This is a genomic window from Streptomyces sp. NPDC002476 (assembly GCF_042889785.1).
Classification (GTDB): domain Bacteria; phylum Actinomycetota; class Actinomycetes; order Streptomycetales; family Streptomycetaceae; genus Streptomyces.
In genome coordinates this window covers 248,907-269,909 of sequence record NZ_JBIARH010000001.1, presented here as the reverse complement: position 1 = coordinate 269,909, position 21,003 = coordinate 248,907, and the positions used below count along the sequence as shown (strand labels likewise).

At 72.4% G+C, this 21,003-nt stretch carries 23 protein-coding genes and 1 riboswitch; of the genes, 12 read left to right on the top strand and 11 right to left on the bottom strand.

Features of this window, described 5'->3' with window-relative positions:
* Nucleotides 1–51: 51 nt before the first annotated feature.
* Complete coding sequence (locus tag ACFYXM_RS01175) at nt 52–993, top strand: ROK family glucokinase (RefSeq protein ID WP_389285662.1); 942 nt, start codon at nt 52–54, stop codon at nt 991–993.
* Nucleotides 994–1,262: 269 nt separating this feature from the next.
* Nucleotides 1,263–2,021: an endonuclease/exonuclease/phosphatase family protein gene (locus ACFYXM_RS01170; RefSeq protein ID WP_389285660.1), complete on the top strand. Its 759-nt coding sequence runs from the start codon at nt 1,263–1,265 to the stop codon at nt 2,019–2,021.
* 78 nt (nt 2,022–2,099) lie between these two features.
* Here the strand turns inward: ACFYXM_RS01170 and ACFYXM_RS01165 are convergent, their stop codons facing one another.
* Entirely contained in the window at nt 2,100–2,885 is a 786-nt protein-coding gene (locus ACFYXM_RS01165; RefSeq protein ID WP_389285659.1) for a hypothetical protein, read from the bottom strand.
* Nucleotides 2,878–3,657 carry an alpha/beta hydrolase gene (locus ACFYXM_RS01160; protein WP_389285657.1) on the bottom strand — a complete coding sequence of 260 codons (780 nt, stop codon included), beginning with the start codon at nt 3,655–3,657 and terminating at the stop codon, nt 2,878–2,880. The genes ACFYXM_RS01165 and ACFYXM_RS01160 overlap by 8 nt, the downstream gene beginning before the upstream one ends.
* On the opposite strand from ACFYXM_RS01160, the gene ACFYXM_RS01155 reads away from it, so the two are divergent.
* The 5 genes from ACFYXM_RS01155 to ACFYXM_RS01135 all read left to right on the top strand — a co-directional run bounded on the left by ACFYXM_RS01155 (nt 3,589) and on the right by ACFYXM_RS01135 (nt 7,771).
* On the top strand, nt 3,589–3,747 hold the full coding sequence (locus tag ACFYXM_RS01155) for a hypothetical protein (RefSeq protein ID WP_389285943.1): 159 nt from the start codon (nt 3,589–3,591) through the stop codon (nt 3,745–3,747). The two genes, ACFYXM_RS01160 and ACFYXM_RS01155, sit on opposite strands and share 69 nt — an antisense overlap.
* A gap of 165 nt (nt 3,748–3,912) precedes the next feature.
* Nucleotides 3,913–4,653 carry a lysophospholipid acyltransferase family protein gene (locus ACFYXM_RS01150; RefSeq protein ID WP_389285656.1) on the top strand — a complete coding sequence of 247 codons (741 nt, stop codon included), beginning with the start codon at nt 3,913–3,915 and terminating at the stop codon, nt 4,651–4,653.
* Nucleotides 4,654–4,701: 48 nt separating this feature from the next.
* Nucleotides 4,702–5,925 (top strand): MacS family sensor histidine kinase, encoded by a 1,224-nt coding sequence (gene macS, locus ACFYXM_RS01145; protein ID WP_389285655.1) that lies wholly within the window; start codon nt 4,702–4,704, stop codon nt 5,923–5,925.
* Nucleotides 5,922–6,614, top strand: coding sequence for a response regulator (locus tag ACFYXM_RS01140; protein WP_389285654.1), 693 nt, complete (start codon nt 5,922–5,924; stop codon nt 6,612–6,614). The genes macS and ACFYXM_RS01140 overlap by 4 nt, the downstream gene beginning before the upstream one ends.
* A gap of 140 nt (nt 6,615–6,754) precedes the next feature.
* On the top strand, nt 6,755–7,771 hold the full coding sequence (locus tag ACFYXM_RS01135) for a 2-hydroxyacid dehydrogenase (RefSeq protein WP_389285652.1): 1,017 nt from the start codon (nt 6,755–6,757) through the stop codon (nt 7,769–7,771).
* Nucleotides 7,772–7,830: 59 nt separating this feature from the next.
* Here ACFYXM_RS01135 and ACFYXM_RS01130 read toward each other — a convergent pair whose 3' ends face one another.
* Together ACFYXM_RS01130 and ACFYXM_RS01125 are read right to left on the bottom strand one after the other, a co-directional pair.
* Entirely contained in the window at nt 7,831–9,801 is a 1,971-nt protein-coding gene (locus ACFYXM_RS01130) for an anthranilate synthase family protein (protein ID WP_389285650.1), read from the bottom strand.
* Between the two features lie 88 nt (nt 9,802–9,889).
* Complete coding sequence (locus tag ACFYXM_RS01125) at nt 9,890–9,946, bottom strand: trp operon leader peptide (RefSeq protein ID WP_138057791.1); 57 nt, start codon at nt 9,944–9,946, stop codon at nt 9,890–9,892.
* Nucleotides 9,947–10,163: 217 nt separating this feature from the next.
* Between ACFYXM_RS01125 and ACFYXM_RS01120 the strand changes: the two genes are divergently transcribed.
* Nucleotides 10,164–11,510, top strand: a complete 1,347-nt coding sequence (locus ACFYXM_RS01120; RefSeq protein WP_389285929.1) for a class II 3-deoxy-7-phosphoheptulonate synthase — start codon at nt 10,164–10,166, stop codon at nt 11,508–11,510.
* A gap of 181 nt (nt 11,511–11,691) precedes the next feature.
* On the top strand, nt 11,692–11,988 hold the full coding sequence (locus ACFYXM_RS01115) for a bacterioferritin-associated ferredoxin (protein ID WP_389285927.1): 297 nt from the start codon (nt 11,692–11,694) through the stop codon (nt 11,986–11,988).
* Between the two features lie 71 nt (nt 11,989–12,059).
* Here ACFYXM_RS01115 and bfr read toward each other — a convergent pair whose 3' ends face one another.
* The gene (gene bfr, locus ACFYXM_RS01110; RefSeq protein ID WP_389285648.1) at nt 12,060–12,584 is read right to left on the bottom strand and encodes a bacterioferritin; all 525 of its coding nucleotides are present in this window, start codon (nt 12,582–12,584) and stop codon (nt 12,060–12,062) included.
* A gap of 194 nt (nt 12,585–12,778) precedes the next feature.
* On the opposite strand from bfr, the gene ACFYXM_RS01105 reads away from it, so the two are divergent.
* Entirely contained in the window at nt 12,779–13,411 is a 633-nt protein-coding gene (locus tag ACFYXM_RS01105; protein ID WP_389285646.1) for a sulfite oxidase-like oxidoreductase, read from the top strand.
* Between the two features lie 32 nt (nt 13,412–13,443).
* On the opposite strand, the gene ACFYXM_RS01100 is transcribed toward ACFYXM_RS01105, so the two are convergent.
* The 6 genes from ACFYXM_RS01100 to thiO all read right to left on the bottom strand — a co-directional run bounded on the left by ACFYXM_RS01100 (nt 13,444) and on the right by thiO (nt 18,870).
* Nucleotides 13,444–13,587: a hypothetical protein gene (locus ACFYXM_RS01100; protein ID WP_389285644.1), complete on the bottom strand. Its 144-nt coding sequence runs from the start codon at nt 13,585–13,587 to the stop codon at nt 13,444–13,446.
* Between the two features lie 98 nt (nt 13,588–13,685).
* A complete protein-coding gene (locus ACFYXM_RS01095; protein WP_389285643.1) occupies nt 13,686–14,543 on the bottom strand; it encodes a deoxyribonuclease IV in 858 nt (285 codons plus the stop codon).
* Nucleotides 14,544–14,549: 6 nt separating this feature from the next.
* Nucleotides 14,550–16,466, bottom strand: coding sequence for a Stk1 family PASTA domain-containing Ser/Thr kinase (gene pknB / locus ACFYXM_RS01090; protein ID WP_389285641.1), 1,917 nt, complete (start codon nt 16,464–16,466; stop codon nt 14,550–14,552).
* 126 nt (nt 16,467–16,592) lie between these two features.
* On the bottom strand, nt 16,593–17,387 hold the full coding sequence (locus ACFYXM_RS01085; protein ID WP_389285639.1) for a thiazole synthase: 795 nt from the start codon (nt 17,385–17,387) through the stop codon (nt 16,593–16,595).
* Nucleotides 17,388–17,389: 2 nt separating this feature from the next.
* Nucleotides 17,390–17,668 (bottom strand): sulfur carrier protein ThiS, encoded by a 279-nt coding sequence (gene thiS, locus ACFYXM_RS01080; RefSeq protein WP_389285638.1) that lies wholly within the window; start codon nt 17,666–17,668, stop codon nt 17,390–17,392.
* A complete protein-coding gene (gene thiO / locus ACFYXM_RS01075) occupies nt 17,665–18,870 on the bottom strand; it encodes a glycine oxidase ThiO (protein WP_389285637.1) in 1,206 nt (401 codons plus the stop codon). Before thiO ends, thiS begins: the two co-directional genes overlap by 4 nt.
* Nucleotides 18,868–18,981: riboswitch (TPP riboswitch) on the bottom strand. (Overlaps the previous gene by 3 nt.)
* Before the next feature lie 236 nt (nt 18,982–19,217).
* Between thiO and ACFYXM_RS01070 the strand changes: the two genes are divergently transcribed.
* Both ACFYXM_RS01070 and ACFYXM_RS01065 read left to right on the top strand, forming a co-directional pair.
* Entirely contained in the window at nt 19,218–20,399 is a 1,182-nt protein-coding gene (locus ACFYXM_RS01070; RefSeq protein WP_389285925.1) for an NAD(P)/FAD-dependent oxidoreductase, read from the top strand.
* Nucleotides 20,400–20,500: 101 nt separating this feature from the next.
* Nucleotides 20,501–20,866 carry an Rv2175c family DNA-binding protein gene (locus ACFYXM_RS01065; RefSeq protein WP_389285636.1) on the top strand — a complete coding sequence of 122 codons (366 nt, stop codon included), beginning with the start codon at nt 20,501–20,503 and terminating at the stop codon, nt 20,864–20,866.
* Nucleotides 20,867–21,003: the final 137 nt, after the last annotated feature.

Below are 21,003 nucleotides of genomic sequence, written 5' to 3'. Positions count from 1 at the left end.
CGGCTCGGGTACGGTTGGCCCCAGCGGGGCTCGACCGAAACTGAGGGATTCATGGGACTCACCATCGGCGTCGACATCGGCGGCACGAAGATCGCGGCTGGAGTGGTCGACGAGGAGGGCCGCATCCTCTCGATGTTCAAGGTGCCGACCCCGTCGACGGCCGGCGGCATCGTGGACGCGATCGCGGACGCGGTGTCCGGCGCGAGCGAGGGGCACCGCATCGACGCGGTCGGCATCGGCGCCGCGGGATACGTCGACGACAAGCGTGCCACCGTCCTGTTCGCACCGAACATCGACTGGCGGCACGAGCCGCTGAAGGACAAGGTCGAACAGCGCGTCGGCCTCCCCGTCGTCGTCGAGAACGACGCCAACGCCGCCGCCTGGGGCGAGTACCGCTTCGGCGCCGGCCGGGGCCACGACGACGTCATCTGCATCACGCTCGGCACCGGCCTCGGCGGCGGCATCATCATCGGCAACAAGCTGCGCCGCGGACGCTTCGGCGTGGCCGCCGAGTTCGGCCACATCCGGGTCGTCCCGGACGGTCTGCTCTGCGGCTGCGGCAGCCAGGGCTGTTGGGAGCAGTACGCCTCCGGCCGCGCCCTCGTCCGGTACGCCAGGCAGCGCGCCAACGCCGCCCCCGAGAACGCCGCGGTCCTGCTGTCGCTCGGCGACGGCACGATCGACGGCATCGAGGGCAAGCACATCAGTCAGGCCGCCCGGCAGGGCGATCCGGTGGCGACCGACTCGTTCCGCGAGCTGGCCCGCTGGGCCGGTGCCGGACTCGCCGACCTCGCCTCGCTCTTCGACCCGTCCGCGTTCATCATCGGCGGCGGTGTCTCGGACGAGGGCGAACTGGTCCTCGACCCGATCCGCAAGTCGTTCCGCCGCTGGCTGGTCGGCAGTCAGTGGCGCCCGCACGCCCAGGTGCTCGCGGCCCAACTGGGCGGCAAGGCGGGGCTGGTGGGTGCGGCGGACCTGGCTCGCCAGGGCTGAGAGCCTGTCGGATGACCTTCGATCGGAAAGCGGACGCGGCATGGTGCGTGCGATTCCAAGGCGCCGGGAGGTCTTCGTAGCGGAGCTACGAGGGCATTCCTGCAACGCCGGAAGCGTGCGTGCCAGGGCGTGGCCGCCCGGTCAGAGGTCACCCGACAGGCTCTGAGAGGCCGTCAGGCCGCCCGGCGGCTGCGAACCGCCACCGTACGGAGCCGGACGCCCGTCGCGCCCCATGGGACGCGACGGGCGTCCGTCGTACCGTGGGCCCCATGGTTGCGACGCCACTGCCCGACTCCCGAACCGAGCCGGACGGTTCGGCGGTCATCAGAGTGCTCGGCTACAACGTCCGGTCGATGCGCGACGACCGCGAGGCACTGGCCCGTGTCATCGGCGACTGTGTCCCCGACCTCGTCCTCGTCCAGGAGGCCCCGCGCTTCTTCCGCTGGCGCAAGCACGCCGCCTGGCTCGCGGCCCGTACCGGTCTCGTCGTGCTCGGCGGCGGCGCCACGGCGGCCGGGCCGCTGCTGCTCTGTTCGCCGCGGGCCGCCGTGGAGCGCACGGAGGACCTCCTGCTGCCGCTGACCCCCGGTCTGCACCGCAGGGGATTCGCCACGTCGGTGGTACGGATCGCGGGCACCCGGATCGGTCTGCTCAGCTTCCATCTGAGCCTGCGCTCCGACGAACGCCTGGCCCAGGCCGGGATGGTGCTGGAACAGCTGGACGCGATGGGCGTCGAGCACGCCATCGCGGCCGGTGACGTCAACGAGACCCCGGGCGGGGCCGCGTTCCGGCGGCTGGCCGGGCGGCTCCAGGACTGCTGGGCGGTACGGCCATGGGGCGAGGAGAACACCTCGCCGTCGGATCACCCCCGGCAGCGCATCGACGCGGTCTTCGCGACGGAGGGGATCGAGGTGCTCGGCTGCGGCGTCCCCACCGGGCTGCCGGGCCTCGCCGACGTGGACCTGCGGGCGGCCACCGACCACCTGCCGGTCCTGGCGGCGCTACGGGTGCCCGCGCTCAGGCCCTGATCCGCCGCTCGCCCCCGGTTGCCGGGGAAGGGGGGCACGCGGGGCGGCCGGGTGACGGGCGCCCGACAGGCTCTCAGCTCAGACGACCGCCCCGCGACCCGGGTCGTCCTCGTCCTCGTCGTCGTCCCCCATCCGCGCCACCAGCGTGATGAAGCCGCCCACGAAACCGCCGACGCAGACCGTGCCGAGCCACCAGGTGATCTCCCACCGCAGCAGGACCGCGAGCAGCATCAGGACCGGACCGCCGACGACCGCGAGCCAGGCGAACTTCGCCGTGACGTCGGCCTCCGGCAGCGGCGGCGGCTCCGGGGGCACGAAGTGCCCCTCGTCCGTGTCGTCGAGGTCGTCGTCCTCGGGCTTCGCGAGCTTGTAGTCGCGCGGCCCGCCGACACCGGGCGCGAACACGACCGAGCTGCCGAGCGGGCGCTCCGGCGGCCCGGGGGCCTTCTTGCCGATCCCCTTGTCCGGATCGAGCACGCCCGACCGGTCGTCCTCCAGCCCCGCGAGATCCTCGATCGACCGGAACGGTCTGGCACCCGGCGGGTCCGGCGGCTCCTCGCCGTACCCCGCGACGATCGCCCGCCAGGCCGCGTCCTCGTCGAGCCGTCCGTCGCCCGAGCCCTCTCCCGGGCCGCCGTCGTCCGTCCGGCCGGCATCGGCGGACGCCTTCTCGGCCGGGGCCGGAGCCGACGACGGGGCCGCGTCCCGCGCGTCCGTACGGTCCCCGCCCCGGCGTCCGTCCCCGGGCGCGGGCGTGTCCGCCGCCCCGGGAGCCGTGCCCTCCACGGGCCGGGCGGTTCCCTCGGCGGGAAGGGACTCGCGCCCGTCCTCGCCTCCCGTGCGCTCCGCCTCCTGCTCAGCCACCGGACCCGCTTCCCTTCTTCCCGACGCTCGGAGCGAGGCGACCGATGAACCGGTGGCTCTCGTCGAAGATCCGCTCCGCATCGTGGTCCAACGTCGCCACGTGGTAGCTCTGTTCCAGCAGGATCTCCTCGACATCCGTCGACGACACCCGGCTGAGGATCCGGGCCGAGTCCGCGGGCGGCACCACATGGTCCTGCGGGCTGTGCAGCAGCAGGAGCGGCTGTGTGACCTGGGGCAGCTCGGCGTCGACCAGGCGGAGGAACTGCCGCAGCGAATGCGCCGCGTGCAGCGGCACGCGGTCGTACCCCAGCTCCGGCGAGCCCTCCTTGGCGATGTCGTTCGCCAGCCCCTTCGTCGTCCGCACCAGGTGACGGGCGACCGGCAGCGCGTACGCCGACAGACCGTGCACCTTGTTCGCCGGGTTGACGAGCACCAGCCCGCTGATCGCGTCACCGTGCTTCGCCGCGAGCCGCAGCGTCAGCGCGCCGCCCATGGAGAGGCCGCAGACGAAGACCCGGGCGCACCGCTCCAGCAGCCCGCGCAGCTCCCGGTCCACCTCCGCGTACCAGTCCTGCCAGCCGGTGACCTGCATGTCCTCCCAGCGGGTGCCGTGTCCGGGCAGCAACGGGAGCGAGACGGTGAGGCCGCGCTCCGCCAGATGGCCGGCCCAGGGGCGCAGCGACTGGGGGGAACCGGTAAATCCATGGCAGAGAAGGACACCGACCTCTCCGCCCTCGTGGCGGAACGGCTCGGCTCCAGGCAGGACCGGCACCGGGGATCTCCTGTTCGTGAGGCTGGAAAGGCTGGAAAGGCTGGAAAGGCTGGAAAGGGGGACGAGAACTCGGAGGGGAACGAGACTTGAAGGGGAAGGAAAGAGGGAAGTGCAGAGGATTGCTTCACCGTACGCGACCGGACTGACACCGACCAGGGCCGTCCCGGTCCCGTCCGCCGCAACGTCCGGTCCGGGCGGGAACGGGGACGCCCGCACGGGTTAAGGTCTGTCGGACAGCACACAGGAGGCACCGAGTTGATCTACGGCGCAATGAAGCTCTCCATCGGCAACGGGCTGAAGCTCGCCTTCAGGCCCTGGGTGGAGGGCCTGGAGAACATCCCCGCGCACGGGCCGGCGATCCTCGCGAGCAACCACCTGTCCTTCTCCGACTCGTTCTTCCTGCCCGCCGTCCTGGACCGCAAGGTCACCTTCATCGCCAAGTCCGAGTACTTCACCACGCCCGGCGTGAAGGGGAAGCTCACCGCCGCCTTCTTCAAGGGCGTCGGCCAGCTCCCGGTGGACCGCTCGGGCGCCCGGGGCGCCGGTGAGGCCGCCGTCCGGGCGGGCATCGAAGTCATCGAGAGCGGCGGGCTGTTCGGCATCTACCCGGAAGGCACCCGGTCGCCCGACGGCCGTCTCTACCGGGGCAAGCCCGGCGGACTCGCCCGGGTCGCGCTGGCCACCGGCGCCCCCGTCATCCCCGTCGCGATGATCGACACGGAGAAGATCCAGCCGCCCGGCAAGGTGATGCCCAAGCTGATGCGCCCGGGGATCAGGATCGGCAAGCCGCTCGACTTCAGCCGCTACCACGGCATGGACGGGGACCGCTTCATCCTGCGCTCGGTCACCGACGAGGTGATGTACGAGATCATGAAGCTCTCCGGGCAGGAGTACGTCGACATCTACGCGACCGTCGCCAAGCGGCAGATCGCGGATGAGGCGAAGCGCCGCGCCGAGGAGAAGCGCGCGGGCGGAGAGTCCGGAACACAGGGGTGACGGAACGGTTCGGCGCACAGCGCGCCGGTCCTGCCCGAGGGGGAAGAAGTGGCCAGGCGCGAACGCGTCGTACGGATGTCGGTCGAGCAGCCGCTGTGGCGTGCCCTGACGGCCTATCGCGTGCTGACGATGGTCTACGCGGTGCTGCTCGCCGTGTTCGGCCGGGAGCGGTACGACCGGCCGTGGGTCGCCGTCGTCTTCCTGACCGTGCTGGCGGTCTGGACGCTCGCCTCGCTCCCGAAGGTCTCCGGCGCCGTCGCCTGCACCAAGCGCTTTCTCGTCGTGGACCTGACGCTCGCCCTCGCCGGCATCCTCCTCACCCCGCTCGCCGACTTCGAGGCCCAGTCGGTCGACGGCCCCACACTGCCGTCCATCTGGACCGCGGGCTCGGTGCTGGCCTTCGCCCTCAAGGGCGGCTGGCGCTGGGCGGCGTTCGCCTCGACCCTCGTCGCCGTCGTCAACATCGTCGAACGCGGCGAGCCCAGCCGGGACACCTTCCACAACGTCCTGCTGGTCTGGGTCGCCTCCATCGCCATCGGGTACGTCGTCGAGGTCGCCCGGGCCAGTGAACGCACCCTCGCCCGCGCCCTGGAGATCGAGGCCGCCACCCGGGAACGGGAACGGCTCGCCCGCGACATCCACGACAGCGTCCTTCAGGTCCTGGCGATGGTGCAGCGCCGCGGCACCGCGCTGGGCGGGGAGGCGGCCGAGCTGGGCCGGCTGGCCGGGGAGCAGGAGATCGCCCTGCGCACCCTGGTCACCAGCGGTCTGGTGCCCGCCACCCGGGTCTCCGAGGACGCCGCCGAGGGCGCGGTGGTCCGCAGCGTGGAGGTCGACGACGAACCGTCCGGCCCGGCCGCGTGCGACCTGCGCACCCTGCTCGCCCCGCACGCGGGCTCCCGGATCACCTTCGCGGAGCCGGGGGCCCCGGTGCTGCTCGCCCCCGCCACCGCGGCGGAGCTGGCGGCCGCCGTCGGTGCCGCCCTGGACAATGTGAGGGTGCACGCGGGGGAGAACGCCCAGGCGTGGATCCTCGTCGAGGACTGGCCGGACGAGGTGGTCGTGACGGTCCGGGACGACGGGCCGGGCATTCCGGAGGGGCGGCTCGCCCAGGCGGAGGGGGAGGGACGGATGGGAGTCGCGCTGTCGATCCGCGGCAGGCTGCGTGACCTGGGCGGTACGGCGGAGTTGGTCTCGGTGCCCGGTCAGGGCACCGAGGTGGAGTTGACGGTTCCGAAGGTTTCACGGGGGAAGGCAGGATCAGCGGGATGAGCACGCGGGGCGACCGGAGCGCCGAGGAGCGGACCACCACGGTGATGGTGGTCGACGACCATCCGATGTGGCGCGACGCCGTCGCCCGCGATCTGTCCGAGTCGGGTTTCGAGGTGGTGGCGACCGCGGGCGACGGGCCGCAGGCCGTCCGCAGGGCCAAGGCGGTCACACCCGACGTCCTCGTCCTCGACCTCAACCTGCCCGGCATGCCCGGCGTGCAGGTCTGCAAGGAACTCGTCGGCGTCCTGCCCGGGCTGCGGGTACTGGTGCTCTCCGCGAGCGGCGAGCACGCCGACGTGCTGGAGGCGGTCAAGTCCGGCGCCACCGGCTATCTGCTCAAGTCGGCCAGTACGCAGGAGCTGACCGAGGCCGTACGGTCCACCGCGGCCGGCGACCCCGTCTTCACCCCGGGCCTGGCCGGACTGGTCCTCGGCGAGTACCGCAGGCTCGCCTCCGACCCCGCGCCCGTCGCCGCCGACGAGCCCAAGGCCCCGCGGCTCACCGAGCGCGAGACCGAGGTGCTGCGGCTGGTCGCGAAGGGGCTCTCGTACAAGCAGATCGCCGAGCGTCTGGTCATCTCGCACCGCACCGTCCAGAACCACGTCCAGAACACCCTGGGCAAGCTCCAGTTGCACAACCGCGTGGAGCTCGTGCGGTACGCGATCGAGCGCGGCCTCGACGACGTCTGAGCGCGTCCGGGCCCGCCGTGCGGGCGGCGGCCTCCGAGCGGCGCGGCGGGGACCGGGACCGTATATTCGCGATGACCGGCACATGCGCGACGACCGGCGCCCGCCCCGGTCCCCGGTCCGCGCGTCGAACGGGAGCAGTCGTGGAAATCCTGGCCTTCGGTGTGCAGTCCGACGAGAAGCCGCTGATCGAGAGGGCCTTCGACAGGGCCTTCGCCGGGCGGCACGAGGTCCGGTGCCTGGACGTCTTCCTCACCGCCGACACCGCCCCCATCGCGGCGGGCCACGAGATCATCTCCACCAGCGTCAACGCCGACCTCGGCAGCCGCGTCCTGCGGACGCTCGCGGCCGGGGGCACGCAGATGATCGCCCAGCGGTCCACCGGCTTCAACAACATCGATCTCGACATCGCCGAACGGCTCGCCCTGCGGGTCGCCCGGGTCTCCCGCTACTCGCCGTACTCGGTCGCGGAGTTCGCCTGGACCCTCGCGATGGCGGTCAACCGCCGCGTCGTCCGGGCCGCGAGCCGCACCCGCGACTTCGACTTCCGGCTCGACGGCCTCCTCGGCCGGGACATGCACGGGCGCACGGCCGGGGTGATCGGCACGGGCCGGATCGGCGAGGCGTTCACCCGTATCGCCCACGGCTTCGGCATGAGACTGCTCGGCTGGGACGTCACCGAGAACCCCGCCTGCACCGCACTCGGCATGGAGTACGCCGACAAGGACCGGCTCCTCGCCGAGGCCGACCTGATCAGCCTGCACGTCCCGCTGCTGCCCGCGACCCACCACCTGATCGGCGCCCGGGCCCTGGCCCGGATGAAGGACGACGCGATCCTGGTCAACTCCAGCCGAGGCGGTCTCGTCGACACCGACGCGCTGGTCGCCGAGCTGCGCGCGGGCCGGTTCCTGGGCGTCGGACTCGACGTGTACGAGGCGGAGGCCGGGCTCTTCTTCGTCGACAAGTCCCTGGAGGGCATCGACGACGACACCCTCGCCCGGCTCGTCACCTTCCCCAACGTCGTCGTGACCTCGCACCAGGCGTACTACACCCGTGACGCCGTGTCCCAGATCGTCGACACCACTGTGCGCAACATCGCCGACCACCTGGCCGGCCGCCGCAGCGAGAACGTCCTCGTACCGGCGCTCCCGGCGGGCTGACGCCCAAGGGCCGCGCCGGTCCCCGGGGCCCGCCCGGTCGGAGGTCACCCGACAGGCTCTCAGCCGCCGACCGGCAGCCCCGCGAGCAGCTCCGCCACGATCGCCGTGCCGCGCAGCGTCAGCACCGACTCCGGATGGAACTGCACCGACGCGAAGCCCGGCCCGCGCAGCGCGTGCAGTTCCCCGGTCGCCGGATCCACGCTCGACTCGATGCCGTGCGCCGCCAGCTCGACGGCCGCCGCCTCGTCGCAGCGCGCCGTGAAGCTGTTGTAGAAGCCGACCGTCTCCGGCCGCCCGAAGAGATCGATCCGGACCTGGGCGCCCTGATGCGGCACGGTCTTGCGGACGATGTCCAGCCCCAGCTCCGCCGCGATCAGCTCATGGCCCAGACAGACCCCCAGCAGCCCGTGCCGGTGGTCGCGGACCAGCTCCGCCGCGAGCCCGCGCAGCAGCCGCATCTTCGGATCGGCCGTGTCGCCGGGGTTCCCGGGCCCGGGACCCAGCACGAGTGGACCCGCGTGGCCGCGCACCCGCTCGCGCAGCCCAGGCTCGTCGAAGCGGTGCACCGCCACCTGAAGCCCCGAGGAGCGCAGCAGATGGGCCAGCATCGCGGTGAAGGTGTCCTCCCCGTCGACCACCAGCGCACGGCCGGCCCCCTCGTGGGTCCGCTTCTGCATCCGCAGCCAGAATGGGGCGAGCCCGTCCCGCCGGGCATCCAGCGCCGCCCGCACCCGCGGGTCGTCGGCCAGCCGCGCCGGGCCCGCCGCCCCTGCTCCGGGCCGGCCGGGCCGCACCCCCAGCGCGGCGAGCACCCCGGCCGCCTTCGCGTGCGTCTCGGCGACCTCGCCCTCCGGGTCCGAGTGGCGTACCAGCGTCGCCCCGACCGGCACCCGCAGCCGGCCGTCGGCCGCGATGTCGGCGGTACGGATCAGGATCGGCGAGTCCAGGGTCTGCGCCCCGCCCGGCTCCTGCCGCAGCAGCGCCAGCGCCCCCGCGTAGTAGCCGCGCCCGCCGGACTCGTACCGCTCGACGACCCGGCAGGCGTTCTGCACGGGCGAGCCGGTGACCGTCGCCGCGAACATGGTCTCCCGCAACACCTCCCGCACGTCGAGCGAGGAGCGTCCGCGCAGCTCGTACTCGGTGTGCGCGAGATGGGCCATCTCCTTGAGGCGGGGCCCGACCACCACCCCGCCCATGTCGCCCACGGTGCACATCATCTTCAGCTCCTCGTCGACGACCATGGAGAGCTCGTCGCGCTCCTTGCGATCGGCGAGGAACTCCAGCAGGCCCTCGGCGGTCGGTCCCTCGGCGGGGTAGCGGTACGTGCCGCTGATCGGGTTCATCACGACCGTCCCGCCGGACATCCGCACGTGCACCTCGGGGCTCGCCCCGACCAGCGTCCGCCCGGCCGTCCTCCGCCCTGCCCGGGAAGCCCCCTCCGAGGAAGCCCCGTCGGGCCCCCGTCCGCTCCCGGTGTGCACCACGAACGTCCAGTACGCGCCGCGCTCACCGGCCAGCAGCCGCCGGAACAGGGCCAGCGCGTCGGCCCGGCCGAAGCCGGGGATCTCGCCCCGGAAGGTGCGCCGGACGACGAAGTTTGCGCCCTCGCCCCGCCCGATCTCGTCCTCGACGACCCTGCGGACGATCTCCGCGTACTCCTCGTCGGGGACGTCGAAGCCACCGCCGACGACCGGTACGTCCCGCACCGGCAGGTGCTCCAGCACCTCGGCGAGCGGCAGCTCGTGCACCTCGTCGGCGACCAGCACGGACAGCGGCGTGCCGTCGTCGCGCACGTCGAAGCCGCGCTCGGCGATCTGCCGGAACGGCACCAGGGCGAGCGAGGGCAGCGGTCCGACCGGCAGGTCGGCGAGCCGGTCCACCTCCCGCACCGGGCCGATCAGCACCTCGACGACGTCCTGGTCGTGGCCCGGGGTGCGCCGGTGCAGCAGGGCGAACGGCGGGCAGTCGTCACCGAGCAGCCGTTCGACGACGGAGCCGGTGCGGCGGGGGCGGGGCTGGGGCTGGGACACGGGTGTTCCTTCCATGAGGAGGAACGGCTCCCGAACGCGAAGAAGGCCGCCCCTCGGGCGGCCTTCGCGTGGTCTGTCGCGCGATCGATCAGTGGGCCGCCGGATGAGCGGTCCACCACCGGTTCTGGGTCGTCTGCGCGAACATGCCCCGAACCCTAGCGGATGGACGGGGCGTCCCCAACGGAATCCGGTGCGATCCCCGTCGGAGGATCCGCCCGGGAAGTCGTGGGCGGATCCTCCGACGGACAGGCGGCGGCCCCGGCGGGAGGGCGGGCCGCGGGTGGGTCATCCGAGCGCGCGTCTCAACTATTGAGCTTTCGGATGGACGCGGCGCCGGACCCCGTAGTGTTGTCGGTGTGACCGTGAACGCCAACACCTCCGTCGCCGGTGGCAACACCTGGCGAGACCTTCCCGCGGCGCAGCAGCCCGAGTACCCCGATGCCGGGGCTCTGCGCGACGTACTCGCGGAACTCGCGTCGTATCCGCCGCTCGTGTTCGCGGGCGAGTGCGATCAGCTGCGCGCCCGTATGGCAGCCGTCGCCAAGGGCGAGGCGTTCCTGCTCCAGGGTGGTGACTGCGCCGAGGCGTTCGACGCCGTGTCGGCCGATCACATCCGGGCCAAGCTGAAGACGCTGCTCCAGATGAGTGCCGTCCTCACCTACGCGGCGTCCGTGCCGGTCGTCAAGGTGGGCCGGATCGCGGGCCAGTACTCCAAGCCGCGCTCCAAGCCCACCGAGACCCGCGACGGCGTCACCCTGCCGACCTACCGCGGCGACTCGGTGAACGGCTTCGCCTTCACCGAGGAGGCCCGGGTCCCGGACCCGCAGCGGCTCAAGCAGATGTACCACGCGTCCGCCTCCACGCTGAACCTGGTGCGTGCCTTCACCACCGGTGGCTACGCCGACCTGCGCCAGGTGCACGCCTGGAACCAGGACTTCGTGAAGTCGTCGCCGTCGGGCCAGCGCTACGAGGCGCTCGCCCGCGAGATCGACAACGCGCTGAACTTCATGAAGGCGTGCGGCACGGATCCGGCGGAGTTCAAGGCCGTCGAGTTCTACGCCTCGCACGAGGGCCTGCTGCTGGACTACGAGTCGGCCCTGACCCGTGTCGACTCGCGCACCGGCCGTCTGTACGACACCTCCGGCCACATGGTCTGGATCGGCGAACGCACCCGGCAGTTGGACCACGCACACATCGAGTTCGCCGCGCAGATCCGCAACCCGATCGGCATCAAGCTCGGTCCGACCACGACGGCCGGGGAGGCGCTGCAGTACATCGAGCGACTCGACCCCGACCGGGAGCCGGGCCGGCTGACCTTCATCGTCCGCATGGGCGCGGACAAGGTCCGTGACAAGCTCCCCGAGCTGGTGGAGAAGGTCACCGCGTCCGGGGCCACCGTGGCGTGGGTGACCGACCCGATGCACGGCAACACCTTCGAGGCGGCCTCCGGCCACAAGACCCGCCGCTTCGACGACGTCCTGGACGAGGTCAAGGGCTTCTTCGAGGTGCACAAGGGCCTCGGCACGCACCCGGGCGGCATCCACGTGGAGCTCACCGGCGACGACGTCACCGAGTGCGTCGGCGGCGGGCACGAGATCTTCGTGGACGATCTGCACCAGCGCTACGAGACGGCCTGCGACCCCCGCCTCAACCGGAGCCAGTCCCTCGACCTGGCGTTCCTGGTCGCCGAGATGTACCGCGACCAGTAGGCGGCACCGCGTCACCGCAGGTGACAGGCGTACGACTGTGGGGCACGGGTCGCTGTGATCCGTGCCCCACAGGGCTTTCGAAGGTTCCCGGCACCTTGCGCGCAGGGTAAGGTTAGGTTTGCCTCACCGGGTAGGGGGACGGTCTGGCAGTCAAGGACCGAACCCGTCGGGAGTGAACCGCATGTACGTCTGCTCGTGCTTCGGCGTTACGGAGCAGCAGGTCAAGGAGCATGCGGAAGCCGGGGCCTGCACCCCCCGGAAGATCGCCTCCGTCTGCAAGGCGGGCACGGACTGCGGCGGCTGTGTCCGCGCCATCCAGGCCGTCCTGGGTCGCGGCACCTGCCCGCGCCGTGAGCTGCTCGACCGGAAGCGGACGCCCGGCGCCGGCTCCGATGTCACCGGAGGCGATGCCGACGCCCTCGCCCCGGCGGTCGCTCCGGGTGCCGTACGGCCCGCCCGGCTCCCCGAGGCGGCCTGACCTCTTCGCCCGGCTCCGGCGCTCTCGCAACACGCCCTAGGGCGTGTCCGGAGTTGTGATCTGGACACGCCCTAGTGTCCTCCGTACCCCTTGAGGCCCGTCTCGCCGCTGTGTCCCTCGTCGTGCGGCTGCTCGATCTGCTGCGCGATGTAGAGCGGTTCGCCGAGCTTCTCGACGAGTTCCAACTGGGCTTCGAGGTAGTCGACATGGTGCTCCTCGTCGGCGAGGATCGCCTCGAAGATGTTCGCGGACGTGATGTCGGCCTTCCCGCGCATCAGGTCGATCCCGCGCCGCAGGCGATCGATCGCCTCCACCTCGATCTGGAGGTCGGCCTGGAACATTTCGGTGACGGTCTGACCCACCCTTACGTGGAACAGCCGCTGGTAGTTGGGCAGTCCGTCGAGGTAGAGGATCCGGTGCGTGAGGATCTCGGCGTGCCGCATCTCGTCGAACGACTCGGCGCGGGTGTACTTCGCGAGCTTCAGCCAGCCGGCGTGCTCCTGCATCTTGGAATGAAGGAAGTACTGGTTGATCGCGGTCAGTTCGGCGGTCAGCTGCTCGTTCAGGAACTCAAGGACCTCGGGATCGCCCTGCATCGAAGAGGCTCCTTCCGGCCGGTGGGTACCGGCCAATACCGGTGGATGACAGTGAATGCCAGCGAATACGGCAAGTTGGCCGAATCCTCGCACTGCACCCCTTGATCGTCCAGTAAGTACACGCTTAGTGGGATTTGCCGGAATTATCTACACCCCGGTCGGAACCACCCCTGCCTGTCTGTCACCATGGAGGCATGGGTCAGCCGGAAAGCCGGGAAAACCGCGCGTCAGAGCAGTCGGAGCTTCCGCCGGGACAGCGACTCCAGCGCGGCTGGCCGGTCACCCACTACGGGCCGGTGCCCAAGTTCAAGCCGGATCGCTGGGAGTTCCGCGTCTTCGGCGCCACCGCGGACGGCGCTAAGCACTGCTGGAACCATCAGGAGTTCTCGGCGCTGCCGTACTCCTCGGTCGTCGCCGACCTGCACTGCGTCACGAAATACAGCATGCTCGGCGCCGAATGGGGCGGGGTCCTCGCCCGTACGGTTCTGGAACTCGCGCCGCCCGCGCCGAACGTCACGCACGTGATGGTCTGGGCCGAGTACGGCTTCAGCTCGAACCTGAGGCTCTCCGACTTCGCCTCGGACCGAACGATCTTCGCCACCCACAAGGGCGGTGAGCTGCTCACCGCCGAGCACGGCTTCCCGCTCCGGCTCATCGTGCCGCACCTCTACGCCTGGAAGGGGCCCAAGTGGGTCCGCGGCGTCGAGTACATGACGGCGGACCGCCGCGGCTTCTGGGAGGAGCGCGGCTACCACAACATCGGCGACCCGTGGCACGAGCAGCGTTACTCGTACCAGGAAGAGCCCGGGGACGGCCCCGAGCTTTGACCCGATGGGCGTCGGATCCGCCCGGTCTGCCGTCAGTGGTGGTACTGGTGCACCACCGCGTGGCCGACATGGCCGGTGTGGCCCGAGTGACTGGTGTGGGCGTCGCGGGCGGCCTGATCCGATTGCTCGGCGTGCGGGCTGTGCCCGTGCTGCCCGTTCTTCGTGTCGTGCTGCATGGCGATCCCCCATACCGGATGACGGCTCCTTCGGCAGCGGGAAGCGTATACCCCGGAGGGGTAACCATCATGGGGGCGAAGATTGAAGGACGAGGAACTCAGCCCCGGTCGCGCAGCCCCTTCAGCCGGGCCACGTCCGCCGCGTGGCCATCCTTTCCGCCCGGCGTCTCGATGATCAACGGCACGCCCGCGGTGGCCGGATGGGAGAACAGCTCCCGGAACGGTTCCGTACCGATGTGCCCGGCGCCGATGTTCGCGTGCCGGTCCTTGTGGGCTCCCGCCGCCTCCTTGGAGTCATTGGCGTGGATCAGTTTCAGCCGGCCCGCGCCGACGGTGTCGACCAGCAGGTCCAGGGTCTGCCGCATGCCCTCCGGGCCCGACAGGTCGTGGCCCGCCGCGTGAATGTGGCACGTGTCGAGGCACACGCCGAGCCTGGGGTGGGAGTCGAGCGCCTCGAAGTACGGGCCGAAGTCCCAGGTCCGTGAGCAGAGCGAGGACCCCTGGCCGGCCGTGGACTCCAGCAGCAGGAACGGGTCGTCGTCGTGCGTCAGCTCGTCCAGCAGCGGCCGCATGTGCGTACGCACCTGGGCGAGGGCCCGTTCGCGCGGCCGGCCGCCGGTCGCCGAGCCGGTGTGCACCACGACGCCCAGCGCGCCGATCTCGCGGGCCCGGCGCAGCGAATGGCGCAGCGAGTCCACCGATCTCTCCACGGTGGCCTCGGTGTGCGAGCCGAAGTTGATCAGATACGGGGCGTGGACGTACGCGGGTACGGAGGCGACGGCGCACTCGGCGCGGAACCGCTCGTCCTCGGCGGGGTTGCCCACGGGGGTCGCCCAGCCGCGCGGATTGGCGACGAAGACCTGCACCGCCTCCGCCCCCATCTCCCGGGCGTAGGGCAGGCCGACCCTGGCGAGACCGCCGGCCACGGGAACATGGCCGCCGACTGGGTTGCGCATGCGGATCTAGAGCCCCTTGGTTCTGATGGTGATGGTGCTGCCCTCGGGGGCCCGTTCGCCGCCCTCGACGGACTGGCTCGCGATGGTGTCGCTGAAGGAGAGGAGCGGGCGGTCGACCTTGACTTCGAAGCCCGCGTCCTCCAGTTCGCTCCTTGCGTCGTCGATGTCCTTCCCGGTGACGTCCGGGACGGCGATCAGTCGCGGCCCCTTGGAGACCGTGAGCGTGATGGTGTCGCCCTCGGCAGCCCGGCTGCCCTCGCCCAGCGACTGATGGGCGATGTCGCCGGCGACCTCGGGGGAGTGGACCCGGTCGGGCAGCACCTCGGCCTTCAGCCCCTCCTTGTCCAGCGCGGCGGTGGCGTCCTCGACGGACAGCCCGGTGACATCCGGCACATCGACCGGAGCGCCCTTGTTGACGACCAGGGCGACCGCGGAGCCGGAGCGGCGCTCGGCGCCCGCCGCGGGTTCCGTACGGATCACCTCGCCCCGTGCCGTCTCCTCGCTGAACTCCTTGGTGACCATGCCGGGCACCAGGCCGACCTCCGTCAGATCACGTTTGGCGTCGGCGAGCGCGAGGCCTTGGACATCGGGCACCTTCACGATCTCGGGGCCGCGCGAGACGACGAGCTTCACCGCGTCGTTCCCCCGGATACGGTCGCCCGACCCGGGGTCGCTGCTGATGACCTTGCCTCGTTCCACGGTGTCGCTGTAGGCCCGCTCGACGCCCTTGAGCTCCAGACCGGCGTCCGAGAGCCGCTTCTGGGCGGTCTTCTCGGTCTGGCCGAGCACCGAGGGCACCCGGGTGAACTGCCCGGAGTTGATGTACCAGACACCGGTGCCGATCCCCAGCACCAGCAGCACTGCGACGAGCGCGGTGACGACGGAGCGCCGGGGGCTGCGGCGCCATGGGGCGCGCGGTGCGGGTCGCGGCGGCGTCGGCAGGGGCATTTCCAGTCGGCTGGTGTGATGGGCGACGCCCCGGTCGTCCGGGAGCAGCCGCGGGATCACGCTCGTGCGGTCCTCGGTGGCGTCGCGCTCCCCGGCGCGGGCCTGCGGCGGTACGGCGTCCAGCTGGGCGTCGGTGAGCGCGGAACGGGCCTCGCGGGTCTCGGCGAGCAGGGCCACCGCGTCGGACGGGCGGACCTCGGCGCTGCGCGCGGTCGCGCTCGCCACCAGGTCGTCGAGCGCGCCCGGGAGGTCCGGGACGAGGGCCGACGGGGGCGGGACGTCCTCGTTGAGATGCTGGTAGATGACCTGGGCCGGGGTGTCCCCGGTGTACGGCTTGGCGCCGGTCAGCATCTCGTACAGGACCACGCCACAGGCGTACACGTCGGTACGGGTGTCCGCCGTACCGTGTTCTATCTGCTCGGGGGCGAGGTACGAGACGGTCCCGAGCACCGATCCGGTGGTGCTGGTGACGGAGCCCACCGCCCGCACCAGACCGAAGTCGGCGACCTTGACCCGGCCGTCGTCCCCTATCAGGACGTTCTCCGGCTTCATGTCGCGGTGCACGAAGCCCGCCCGGTGCGCGGCGCCGAGCGCGGCGAGCACCGGCTCCAGGATGTCCATCGCGGCCCTCGGCTGGAGGGCGCCGCGGTCGCGCAGCACGTCGCGCAGCGTGCAGCCCGGGACGTACTCCATCGCGAGGTAGACGTACTGGCCCTGGGCTCCCTGGTCGAAGACCCCGACCACATTCGGGTGCGCGAGCCGGGCCACGGACTTGGCCTCGCGTATGAACCGCTCCACGAAGGACGCGTCGGTGGCGAGTGCCGGATGCATCACCTTGAGAGCGAGCACCCGGTCGAGCCGGGTGTCCACGGCCCGGTAGACCGTGGCCATGCCGCCCACGGCGATGCGGGTATCGACGCGGTAGCGGCCGTCGAGCAGCTGCCCGACGAGCGGGTCCTGGAGGGTCGTATCCACAGATGCGAGTCTACGAGCCGCCGCGGGCACCGCCCGACGACCCGGACGGCTCCGGGGCCGAACCGCAGCCGAGCCGTGACAGGGACACGCTCACCCGGTGACCGCCGGGACGCCCGGGCACCCCGGTCAGAAGGCCGGGCGCTCCGGGTCCAGCACCGCGCGCCCCGCCACCGGCGACGACGCCTCGGCGAAGTGCCGGCGCGGGATCCGGCCCGCCCGGTACGCCAGCCGTCCGCCCGCCACCGCGTGCCGCATCGCGGCGGCCATCAGCTCGGGCTCCTGGGCCCGGGTCACGGCGGAGGCCAGCATCACCGCAGCGCAACCCAGCTCCATCGCCAGCGCCGCGTCCGAGGCGGTCCCGGCGCCCGCGTCGAGGATCACCGGCACCCGCGCCTGCTCGACGATCAGCTGGAAGTTGTGCGGATTGCGGATGCCGAGACCGGAGCCGATGGGGGAGCCGAGCGGCATCACCGCCGCGCAGCCCACGTCCTGGAGCCGGCGGGCCAGCACCGGGTCGTCGTTGGTGTACGGCAACACGGTGAAACCGTCGTCCACCAGGGTCTCCGCGGCGTCCAGCAGCTCGACCGGGTCGGGCAGCAGGGTCCGCTCGTCGGCCACCACCTCCAGCTTGACCCAGTCGGTGCCGAGGGCCTCGCGGGCCAGCCGGGCGGTCAGCACGGCCTCGCCCGCGGTGAAGCAGCCCGCCGTGTTCGGCAGGACACGGATGGAGAGCCGTCGCAGGACGGAGAGCACCGAGCCCTGCACGGTCGGGTCGAGGCGGCGCATCGCGACGGTGGTCAGCTCGGTTCCGGAGGCGACGAGGGAGCGTTCCAGCACATCGAGGCTGGGCGCCCCGCCCGTGCCCATGATCAGCCGGGAGCCGAACGCGGTGTCGCCGAGGGCGAAGAGGTCGTCGGACACGATCAGCCTCCCTGGACCGCGGTCAGGATCTCGACCCGGTCTCCGTCGCGCAGCGCCGTGGCGGACCACTGCCCGCGCGGCACGACGCTCTCGTTGACGGCCGCCGCGACACCGGAGCGGGCCGAGGTCAGCCCGGCGACCAGCGCGTCCAGGGCGGTGCCCGCGGCGAGGAGCCGGATCTCCCCGTTCACGGACACGGAGACGGAGGCCGGTGAGGGGACGGGCGCGGAGTCGGCGAGGGGCACGGAATCGAGAGCGGGGGAGAGGACGGGCTCGGTCATGCGGGCTGCTCCTGGCGTACGGAGTCGGCGGCGGGCGAGAAGCGGTACGGGGTGAAGGGGCGGGCCACCTCGGGCAGCTCGCCGTCGGCCAGCGACGCCGCCATGACGTCTCCGGTGACGGGCGTGAGCAGCACCCCGTTGCGATGGTGACCGGTCGCGAGATGGAGGCCGGGCAGCGCGGTGGGGCCCAGCAGCGGGGCGTTGTCGGGGGAGCCGGGGCGCAGACCGGCCCGGGTCTCGACGAGCGGCAGCTCCGTGATGCCGGGCACCAGCTCGTGGGCGTCCCGCAGCAGCTCGTAGACGCCGCCCGCGGTGACGTCGGTGTCCCAGCCCATCTCCTCGCTGGTGGCGCCGACGACCAGTTCGCCGTTCTCGCGCGGCACGAGATAGAGGGGGCCGCCCCGGACCACGGCCCGGACCGTCCGGGACAGGAAGGGCGCGTACCGGGCGGGCACGGTCAGCCGCAGCACCTGCCCCTTCACCGGTCGGACCGGTGGCGCGACCCCGTCCGGCAGGCCCGGCAGCCGGCCGCTGAGACTCCCCGCGGCGAGCACGATCTGGTCGGCGGCCGGCTCCAGGCCCCCGGCGAGCACGATTCCGGCGGCCCGGTCGCGCACCACCGTCAGACGCTCCGCCCGGGCCCGGTGGAAGACCACCCCGGCCCGCTCGCACGCGGTCAGCAGCGCGGCGGCCAGCCGGCGCGGATCGATCTGGTGATCGCCGTCGACCCGCAGCCCGCCGCGCACGCCCGGCGCGAGCATCGGCTCCAGACGGCGGCACTCGCGGCCCGTCAGCCACTCCGACTCCAGGCCCGAACGCCGTTGCAGGGCGTGCAGTTCCCGCAGATGGGCCCGGTCGTCGGAGTCCAGCGCGACGGCGAGCGTGCCACAGGCGCGAAAGCCCGTGTCCCGGCCGCTCGCCTCCTCCAGCTCCGCCACGAACGCCGGGTAGCGGGCGGCCGAGGCGAGATTCAGCCCCAGCAACAGCTCCTCGCCGTAGTGGAGTTCGGTGACGGCGGCCAGCATCCCGGCGGCCACGCGGGCGGCCCCTCCGCCCGGATCGGGATCGGCGACCGCGGTGCGCAGTCCGCGCTGCGCGGTCCGCCAGGCGGTCACCAGGCCGATGATCCCGCCCCCGACGACGAGGACGTCGTACGGCCCCCCGTCCCGGGCGGCCCGGCCCTCGTGGTGAGAAGAACGCATGGGCGTCCAGCCCCTCCCTTCGCCGGCATGACCCGGATCAGGTTCGTACGGTCGAAGGCCGCTCCAGCCTCCCTCTCAGCCCGCTGCGTCCGGGCTCCCGCGAGTGTCTTACCGTGGCCACCCTAAACCCCGTCCACCGGACCCGGTGAAGGACCGCCCAGTGCCGGTGAGGGGCCACCGGGCCCAGGCAAGGGAGGGCAGCGGCACCAGCACCGTGGAGGAACTCCCCCTGTCGTGACGCTCTGTCAGGTGTTTATGGTGTACAGGTGAGCGATCAGCAGCAGTCGCAGCAGTCGGAGCGCCCGGATCCGGGCACGGAGCGCCGCGTCGTCGTCGTCGGCGCGGGCATGGCCGGTGTGCAGACGGCCGTGGCTCTGCGGGAACAGGGCTTCACCGGCCCCGTCACGGTGATCGGCGCCGAACCCCACCAGCCCTACGACCGGCCCCCGTTGTCGAAGGCGGTGCTGCTCGGCAAGGCCGAGGACTCCGCCTTCGACATCGACTTCGAGGCACTGGACATCGAGCTGCGACTGGGTCTCGACGTCACCGGCCTGCGGGCCGCGGCGCACGAACTGGACACCCCCTCCGGTCCCGTCGCCTACGACGTGCTGGTGATCGCGACCGGCGCCGAACCGATCGTGCTGCCCGGCACCGAGGGCGTTCCCGGCGTCCACCTGCTGCGCACCCTCGACGACGCGGCCCGGCTGCGGCCCGTCCTCGACGAGCGGCACGACGTGGTGGTCGTCGGCGCGGGCTGGATCGGCGCCGAGTTCGCCACCGCGGCCCGCGCCGCCGGCTGCGCGGTCACCGTCCTGGAGGCCGCCGACCGGCCGCTCGCCGGCGCGCTGCCCGCCGAGGTCGCCGCCCCGATGGCCGCCTGGTACGCCGAGAGCGGCACCGAACTCCTCACCGGCGCCCGGGTCGACCACGTCGAACCGGGCCGGGTGGTCCTCGCGGACGACCGCGCGATCCCGGCCGGGGCCGTCGTCGTCGGCATCGGCGCCCGCCCCGCCACCGGCTGGCTGGCCGGCTCGGGCATCGCGCTCGGCCCCGACGGCTCGGTGACCGCCGACGCCGCGCTGCGCACCTCGCTCCCCGACGTGTACGCGGTCGGCGACTGCGCCTCGTTCCCGTCCGCCCGTTACGGCGAACGCCTGCTCGTCCACCACTGGGACAACGCGCTCCAGGGCCCCCGGACCGTCGCCGGCGACATCGTCGCGGTCGCGGGCGGGGACCACCCGGCGCCGCCGGCCTACGACCCCGTCCCGTACTTCTGGTCCGAGCAGTTCGACCGGTTCGTGCAGTACGCGGGCCACCACGCGGGCGCCGACACCCTGCTGTGGCGCGGCGACGCCGCCGACCCCGCCTGGTCGGTGTGCTGGCTGCGCGACGGCGTCCTGGTGGCGGTCCTCGCCGTGGGCCGCCCCCGCGACCTGGCGCAGGGCCGCAGGCTCATCGAGGCGGGCACCCGCATCGACCCGGCGCGGGCCGCAGACCCCTCCGTACCCCTGAAGTCGACGGCCCTCTGACACCCGTACTCCCCAGCCGCCGACCCTCCGACGGCGTACCGGCACCGCCCGTACGGTCGGCCCGGCTACCGCCTGTCGGTCCGGGATGGCACGCTTGTCCCGTGACCGAGATTGACGCAAAGATCGATGCTCTCGTCCCTGCCTGGCTCCACCTTCCCGACATCGCCGACATGTTCGGTGTCGAGGTGACACGTGTGCGGCAGCTGGTCAAGGAGGGCCAGCTCATCGCCGTACGCCGCGGTGAGAACCGGGCTCTCCAGGTGCCGGCCGCCTTCATCGCCGGCAACAAGGTGGTCAAGGGCCTCTCCGGCACCCTGACCCTCCTGCGGGACGACGGCTTCAACGACGAAGAGATGCTGGAGTGGCTCTTCACCCCCGATCCGACCCTGCCGGGCACCCCCGCCCAGGCACTGAGCGAGAATCGCGGCACGGAGGTGAAGCGCCGCGCCCAGGCGCTCGCCGTCTGAGAGCCTGCCGGGGTGGGGGGGGGGCCCCCCCCCCCCCCCCCCCCGCGGACCCCCCCCCCCCCCCCCCCCCCGGGGGCGGGCCGGGGCGCCGCGCGGCCGCCGCCCGGGGGGGCCGCGCCGCAGTCCGGGGGCCGGCG

Excerpts from the sequence above, each read along its gene's own strand:
- ACFYXM_RS01175 (WP_389285662.1), top strand. The coding sequence starts at position 52 with ATGGGACTCACCATCGGCGTCGACATCGGCGGCACGAAGATCGCGGCT.
- ACFYXM_RS01170 (WP_389285660.1), top strand. The coding sequence starts at position 1,263 with ATGGTTGCGACGCCACTGCCCGACTCCCGAACCGAGCCGGACGGTTCG.
- ACFYXM_RS01155 (WP_389285943.1), top strand. The coding sequence starts at position 3,589 with ATGGCAGAGAAGGACACCGACCTCTCCGCCCTCGTGGCGGAACGGCTC.
- ACFYXM_RS01140 (WP_389285654.1), top strand. The coding sequence starts at position 5,922 with ATGAGCACGCGGGGCGACCGGAGCGCCGAGGAGCGGACCACCACGGTG.
- ACFYXM_RS01115 (WP_389285927.1), top strand. The coding sequence starts at position 11,692 with ATGTACGTCTGCTCGTGCTTCGGCGTTACGGAGCAGCAGGTCAAGGAG.
- bfr (WP_389285648.1), bottom strand. The coding sequence starts at position 12,584 with ATGCAGGGCGATCCCGAGGTCCTTGAGTTCCTGAACGAGCAGCTGACC.
- ACFYXM_RS01105 (WP_389285646.1), top strand. The coding sequence starts at position 12,779 with ATGGGTCAGCCGGAAAGCCGGGAAAACCGCGCGTCAGAGCAGTCGGAG.
- ACFYXM_RS01100 (WP_389285644.1), bottom strand. The coding sequence starts at position 13,587 with ATGCAGCACGACACGAAGAACGGGCAGCACGGGCACAGCCCGCACGCC.
- ACFYXM_RS01095 (WP_389285643.1), bottom strand. The coding sequence starts at position 14,543 with ATGCGCAACCCAGTCGGCGGCCATGTTCCCGTGGCCGGCGGTCTCGCC.
- thiS (WP_389285638.1), bottom strand. The coding sequence starts at position 17,668 with ATGACCGAGCCCGTCCTCTCCCCCGCTCTCGATTCCGTGCCCCTCGCC.
- thiO (WP_389285637.1), bottom strand. The coding sequence starts at position 18,870 with ATGCGTTCTTCTCACCACGAGGGCCGGGCCGCCCGGGACGGGGGGCCG.
- ACFYXM_RS01070 (WP_389285925.1), top strand. The coding sequence starts at position 19,218 with ATGGCCGGTGTGCAGACGGCCGTGGCTCTGCGGGAACAGGGCTTCACC.